Source organism: Spirosoma migulaei (genome assembly GCF_054776855.1).
On sequence record NZ_BAAHBG010000044.1, the window covers coordinates 72,271 to 78,645 of the forward strand.

The following is a 6,375-nucleotide window of genomic DNA, read 5'->3' on the forward strand; positions in this document are numbered from 1 at the left end:
CCTGGCTAGTAGTCTACTAACAGCGGTTCATTTTACCCGCCTAAATTCGTCGCCACCCGACAAGCCACAACCCGATTCAACTATCGGAATTAACCTCCCACCTGGCTACCGCTACTGGCCATTGATTACCGTAGCTCACGAAGAAGGTAAGCTCAATGATGCGGGCTACTCTTGGCAACAAGGCGGCTATACAGGCTTTCCGGAACGGAAAACGTCCGTTTCCGGATGGCACTATCATTGTCCGCTTAGCGTGGGATTATGTTTCTTCGGCGGAAAATAACAAGGCCATTGGTCAGCAGCAATCCTTTGTGGCCGGTCACCCCAAGAATGGCCTTCAGTTTATGGTGAAAGACACCAAAAAATATGCGTTGACGGGCGGCTGGGGCTATGGGCAACTTAACGACGGGAAACCAGCCAGCAACTTGGTACACACCACCTGCGCGCCCTGCCACCAGGCGGCTAAAAACCATGATTTTGTTTTTTCAACGTATGCCCCCTAACCTACTCGTTAGCTACCCACACCAACCTACACAAATAGGATGCTTAATTTCCTACTGTACTAATTTTTGAAGAGCACCCTGCTAATTAGCTCTTTACGTTCATTCAACAGCGTGTTGAACGCTGGCTCTGAGAGGCTAAAAAACTGACGATAAAGCGGGGCCATGATGAGGGGGTACGAAAGAAGCGAGAACAGATTCATTAGAAAGTGAATCGGGTTCATTTTTTCCAGTGTTCCCTTCGCCATCTCCCCTTCTACTTCGGCCAAGAATGCGTTTGTCGGGTTTATATTGATATGTTCGATCAATTGGTGCCCTACGGTGTTGAGCTGGGTAACCATAAAGGTTTCCTGGTAAGGGTAGGCGATCATGTCGGCCAGAAAAACCTCGATCAGTGCCTCGATTTTTTCCCGGAAAGGGCTAGGCGATTCCATCGCGCTGGCCAGCCGTTGGCTAAGGGCCTGCATGGCTTCCTGAAAAACTGTGTCAATTAGCTGGTCTCGGGACCGGAAGTAGTAATGCAGGGCCGTCCGGTTAACACCGGCCGCATCGGCGATATCCTGCGTAGTGGCGTGCAGCCTACCTTCGGCAAAAAAAATCCGTTTCGCCGTTTCTTTGATCAGTTGTTCGGTTCCGGTGTCTTTAATTGGCATGTACGTACGAGTAAACCGTTCATTTTTCAGGCAACGCGAAGTAGGTTATCGATCTCTACTTCCTGAATAAAATAGGCATCGTGCGAGATAACCAGCAATGTGCCGTTGTAATTCTTTACGGATTCAGTTAGCACGGCCAAACTTTGCACATCCAGGTTATTGGTCGGCTCATCCAGGATTAACATATCTGGCGACTGGTTACTGACGGCTAAACAGCATAAAGCCAGCTTCATTTTTTCGCCCCCACTTAATCCGCTGCAGGGTTGCTCGAACCTGTCGGGCCTAAACTGCGAATAAATCAATAACGATTTTACGTCATGTTCAGGTAAGTGCCGACGATTATAGTGTTCTACTTGTTCATACACGGTTCGGTTAGGATCGATCATCGTATAATCCTGGTCAAGATACAGGTAAGTAAACGAAGTTCGCTGAATGGTTCCTTGGACCGGTTCCAGACTGCCGGTTAATAGCCGTAACAAGGTTGTTTTCCCGGCCCCATTGTCGCCTTCAATTCGGATACGATCGCCGGAGCGGATCTGAAATGTCAGCGGTTTCCACAAGGGGGTGTCACCGTACCCAAAACTAAGTTGCTCGGCATCGATCAGCATTTTTCCGCGATGCAGCAACGAAGCGCCAATATCGATTTTCAGTACTTGGTAAGATTGAATCTGCGAGCGAATTTGCCGCATGTTTTCGGCGATTCCGGCAACTCTCTCGCTATGAACGTTTAGTAGGTTGGCGGTACTTTGCTCGGCTCTACTTTTTCGTCCGCCGGCAATGATGCGCGGTAGCGACTGGCTTTGTCCAGCAGCCCTGCCGCTGGCTTCCTTTTTCTGGCGCTGCTGGGCCATATCCCGCGCCTTTTGCTGACTTTGTTTCAAGGTTTTGGCCTGCTCATCCAGTTGCGCTTGCAGGGCTCTAACCTGGCCTTCTTTCTGGTCACGATAAAACGCATAATTCCCGCCGAATACGGTTAAACCGCGCTCACTAAGCTCAAGAGTTGTCGGCAAACCATTGAGTAACCTGCGGTCATGGCTAACCACCAGTAACGTTGCGGTACTCGACTTGACCACCTCATACAAGTGCTCTCGGCTAGTGGCATCCAGGTGATTGGACGGTTCGTCAAGTAGAATGATCCCCGGCTTGTGCAGCGTAATACCGGCCAGAAATATCTTCGTTTTCTGACCACCACTCAACTCGCCTAACCGCTGATGGGCCGTTACGTGCGTTAGATTCCAGTTCAATAGGGCAGTAGATACGGCTTCCTCGATTTCCCAATCGTCGGCCAGGTCCGTAAAAAACTGCGGGTCAGTTTCCCCGGACAAAATAGCTCGGAGACTGCGTAATTTCTGATCAACGCCTAGTGCCTGGGCAACCGTCAAGCTATCGTATTGACCTAGGTGTTGGGGAACGTACCAGGGCCTTTCGGCAGCTATGATATGACCCGCAGATGGAAGCAATTGTCCGGCAATGAGTTGCAAAAGCGTTGATTTCCCTGTTCCGTTATTTCCCACCAGTGCGGCTTTCTCACCAGGGTTTAGCGTAAGGTTTAACTCCTTAAACAGGAACTCCTTATCGGGATGTCTATAGGTTAGTGAGCTGATCGTTAAACTCATGTTAATGGGGAAGACGACGTGTACATGACACTGACAGTCATCGATACAACGCGTAATAGTGCAAATTTAACAAATTTGTTTAACAAATTTGTTAAATTTGCATGCTTTCTATATTTCCTTGAAATCAGTCTATTCCAGGACCTATATCGTCGGCTTCAATACTTAATCTGTCCAGTTGCCGGTTAGGGCGTCGCTGATAGGTCTCGATTAGTCCTATTCTTGCAAAACTTGGTGCTATACGCTCAGAGCCTCGGTAAGCCTAACCGTTCGTAATGAAGAAAACTCCATTAACTATATCCCCGGTCATTATCTGGACCAGCTCCATTTTTCTGGGACTGTTATCATCGGTTCCGCAGCTGGCTGCCCCTCAGTTTAACCCCGCCGAAGCCATCGTCAATGCGGGCATAACTGCTACGTTTGCCTTACTGATGTGGTACGTCAATATGTATGCGCTATCGCAGCGGCCTAAAAAATCACCAAAACAGACGATATCCTACCCCCAGCTCATCAGCAGCCTTTTGGTTGGTATTGTCCTCATGTTTGTGCTCGCCTTGGTTCAGCAGTTAATCCTGTCGAACATCGACTTCGGGCCGGTTATGCTGATGGTTGAAGTTCGGGGTATTCTGATCAATCTGGTCTTTTATATGTTTCTGCATCTGCTGCAACAGAATTATGAAAACCAGCAGGTCAAAATGGAACTGGAAAGAATCAGGAACGATCATCTGGGCGCTCAATATGAACTGCTCAAGCAACAGGTTAACCCGCACTTCCTCTTCAATAGCCTCAATACCCTGAAAGCCATGGTGGAAAGCGAAGAGAAGGAAGCCGTTGAGTTTATTTTAAAGCTATCCAATTTTTACCGCTACACGCTTGAAAGCCGTAAACAGGACCTGATTCACGTAGCAGATGAACTGGAAATTCTGGACGCGTACCTGTTTCTGCAAAAGGCCCGGTTTGAAGGCGGCTTTACCTTTAGTAATACCCTGTCGTATGAGAGTCTGAATACCCTCGTCCCACCGTTTACCTTACAGTTACTGGTTGAAAATTGCATTAAACACAATGTCGTCTCTCTGGATAAACCTCTGCACATCCGGTTGTATCAGGAAGACAATCGAATTGTTCTGGAGAATCCCATCCAGGGGAAGACCGGTGATGCCAACTCTATGGGGGTTGGCCTGAAAAACATTAACCTACGCTATACGCATCTGCTCGACCAGCCTATCGGTATTCACAACGACGGGTATACCTTCCAAATCAAACTCCCCCTAATTCATGAACATCATTCTGATTGAAGATGAACTGAGAACCGCTAAATCGCTGGAAACCATTATTGTAAGCGTTCGACCAGACGCGCGCATCGTTGGCCACTACCAAAGCATCGAGCGTTCCGTTCAGGCCTTAGCGGAAGGCAATCAACCTGATTTGATTTTTATGGACATACAGCTGGCGGATGGTCTTTGTTTCGAGATTTTCAAAGCGGTTAAACTCACCTGCCCGGTTGTATTTTGTACTGCTTTTGATGCCTACTCGCTGGAGGCATTTAAGCGAAATGGGGTTGATTACGTACTCAAGCCCTTTTCGGAAACCGATATCCGGGAGGCTTTCCGAAAGGTGGATGAGCTAAAAAACTTTTTCCAGCAAAACCTGGCGTCCGATCTGGAAAGCCTGATTACCAAACTAGGCGCTCCTCCAGCCGGAAAAACCACCTTTCTGGTGTTCAAAAATCAAAAATACACGACCCTTCACACCGATCAGATTGCCTTTTTTTACATCCATCAGGACACCACGATCATACGGTGTTTCGATCACCGGGAATTTACCCTGAATCAGTCACTGGACCAACTCACCAGTTCGGTTTCGGCCAACCAGTTCTTCCGTATCAACCGGCAATATCTGGTGAACTTCACCGCGATTAAAGAAATTGAGCCTTACTTTTTGCGGAAATTATTTGTCAGGCTGGTGCTAGATACGCCCGATAAACTGCTGCTCAACAAGGAAAAATCCCCTGGCTTTCTGGCCTGGTTGGAAGATCGTTAGTGCAGTTCCTGTTTATCTTCACGGTCATTGCTCCGAATCGTGTTCAGGTCCACTCTTGGACACGATTCGGAGCAATGACCGTGTTTGGGTATCCGTGAACTAGATTAGCCGTTCGTAGGTATTGGGCTGATTTGTTTAGTATACGTGGCCGGATACACTTTTCGGAACATGAGATAAGTGACCGTTACCATACCGAATGCAATCAGGGCATCGAGTGTAGCTGGCAAGCCAATGACACTAAGTTTAGAGCCAAAGGCAAAGATGATATCGAAAAAAACGCCAGCAAATACCCATTCTTTTAACCGAAGTAGTCGGTCAGGTAATAGTAGAACCGTTACACCCGCTAGTTTGGCAACGCCTAAGATGTAAATAAAGTAGGCTGGGTAACCTAAAGTTAGCGTAATGTCCCAAACGATCGGATTCTTTGTTAGTTCAAAAAAACCACTGGCACCAAACCATAAAGAGGTTAATAGGGCGCCTATCCAATAAATTGTTTTCGCTGTTTTGGTAGTCATGATTGGTTGCGTTTACATGCGTTAGTAAACCAAAATTGAGCTTTACCCAGTGAAACGCACCGGTAGTTTAAGGCGAACCGGACAGATTGGGAGCTGAGAAAGACACTTTGGATGGCCTGGCTCTTCTCTTTTTATGGATTGTTAATTTAAAGTGGATTGGCTCGCCTGGTATGATTCAGCGTATTTCGTTCACTATACTGTCAAACATGTATAGCTTATGAGCTAAGCAATTGCCATTGGCGTAGCTTGGAACAGCTTGGTGTGCTTCGAGCCGAAAAGCAGTGGAAAGGGCTGCTTTTTATTAATGTTGCCCTCTTTGATTTGTTGTGTTAATAGCCAGACTACCAACGGAATTTAACATGTAACTTATATTGGCTTATTTGTGTAAATTAGTTCATTTGTAATCGTTCACAAAAAGGCCAATTACCATCATTAACTGAACTTGCAGTGATCAGCTACTAAAACCGTTCAGAAAAACGTCCGAATAAAATTTAGGACGTGACACTCTGTACCGTCCTAAAATTATTCTATTTGCAAGACTGGTTTTTTGATATTACTCAACTGTACTTCTAGCTTGACTGCCCTCTTCAAGCAGGTATTTCCCATTTATAAATTTGATTGAATTATTTCTGAACAGGACACACCGGCAACTTACCGGATATATAACGAAAACAGGCCATAAGACTGGCTTTTTTCATCATTGACAAGTTAGGCGATACTGGCTATCGATCCGACAATCCGACAGCCACGAACTTATATGAGTATACTCGGGGGTCATGTTGAAAACGATCTTGTGAAAGCTTTGACTTCACTTTTCGCGCCGTTACGCTTTACGAAGGCAATAGTAGGAATTTTGTTCGGGATGTTGATCCTGGCATCGGGCTTCAATTTATACGCATACTGCCTCTCTAAAACAACTGAAGTTTCAGGTACGGGATAGCCTTTGGCGTTCACAATCACCAAACGTACTGCATGGTGACAACCACGAAAAAGATTTATTCTAAGCAGTTTATAAGGTTTATCTAAGCTCATTCCAAGACGACAAGTCGTACTTTGA

7 protein-coding genes are annotated in these 6,375 nt (G+C 46.5%); 3 read left to right on the plus strand and 4 right to left on the minus strand.

Features of this window, described 5'->3' with window-relative positions:
* Positions 1-155: 155 nt before the first annotated feature.
* Positions 156-500, plus strand: coding sequence for a cytochrome P460 family protein (locus ACYVGO_RS36685; RefSeq protein ID WP_460973751.1), 345 nt, complete (start codon positions 156-158; stop codon positions 498-500).
* A 59-nt stretch (positions 501-559) separates the two neighbouring features.
* Here ACYVGO_RS36685 and ACYVGO_RS36690 read toward each other — a convergent pair whose 3' ends face one another.
* Both ACYVGO_RS36690 and ACYVGO_RS36695 read right to left on the minus strand, forming a co-directional pair.
* Positions 560-1,150 (minus strand): TetR/AcrR family transcriptional regulator, encoded by a 591-nt coding sequence (locus tag ACYVGO_RS36690; protein ID WP_460973753.1) that lies wholly within the window; start codon positions 1,148-1,150, stop codon positions 560-562.
* Between the two features lie 26 nt (positions 1,151-1,176).
* Positions 1,177-2,766 (minus strand): ABC-F family ATP-binding cassette domain-containing protein, encoded by a 1,590-nt coding sequence (locus ACYVGO_RS36695; RefSeq protein WP_460973755.1) that lies wholly within the window; start codon positions 2,764-2,766, stop codon positions 1,177-1,179.
* A 272-nt stretch (positions 2,767-3,038) separates the two neighbouring features.
* On the opposite strand from ACYVGO_RS36695, the gene ACYVGO_RS36700 reads away from it, so the two are divergent.
* Together ACYVGO_RS36700 and ACYVGO_RS36705 are read left to right on the plus strand one after the other, a co-directional pair.
* Positions 3,039-4,058, plus strand: a complete 1,020-nt coding sequence (locus tag ACYVGO_RS36700; protein WP_460973757.1) for a sensor histidine kinase — start codon at positions 3,039-3,041, stop codon at positions 4,056-4,058.
* On the plus strand, positions 4,039-4,803 hold the full coding sequence (locus tag ACYVGO_RS36705) for a LytR/AlgR family response regulator transcription factor (RefSeq protein WP_460973759.1): 765 nt from the start codon (positions 4,039-4,041) through the stop codon (positions 4,801-4,803). Before ACYVGO_RS36700 ends, ACYVGO_RS36705 begins: the two co-directional genes overlap by 20 nt.
* A 104-nt stretch (positions 4,804-4,907) precedes the next feature.
* On the opposite strand, the gene ACYVGO_RS36710 is transcribed toward ACYVGO_RS36705, so the two are convergent.
* Both ACYVGO_RS36710 and ACYVGO_RS36715 read right to left on the minus strand, forming a co-directional pair.
* Positions 4,908-5,318, minus strand: a complete 411-nt coding sequence (locus tag ACYVGO_RS36710; protein WP_460973761.1) for a DoxX family protein — start codon at positions 5,316-5,318, stop codon at positions 4,908-4,910.
* A 774-nt stretch (positions 5,319-6,092) separates the two neighbouring features.
* Positions 6,093-6,375, minus strand: a 283-nt coding sequence (locus ACYVGO_RS36715) for a hypothetical protein (protein WP_460973763.1), incomplete at its 5' end; no start/stop codon positions are given.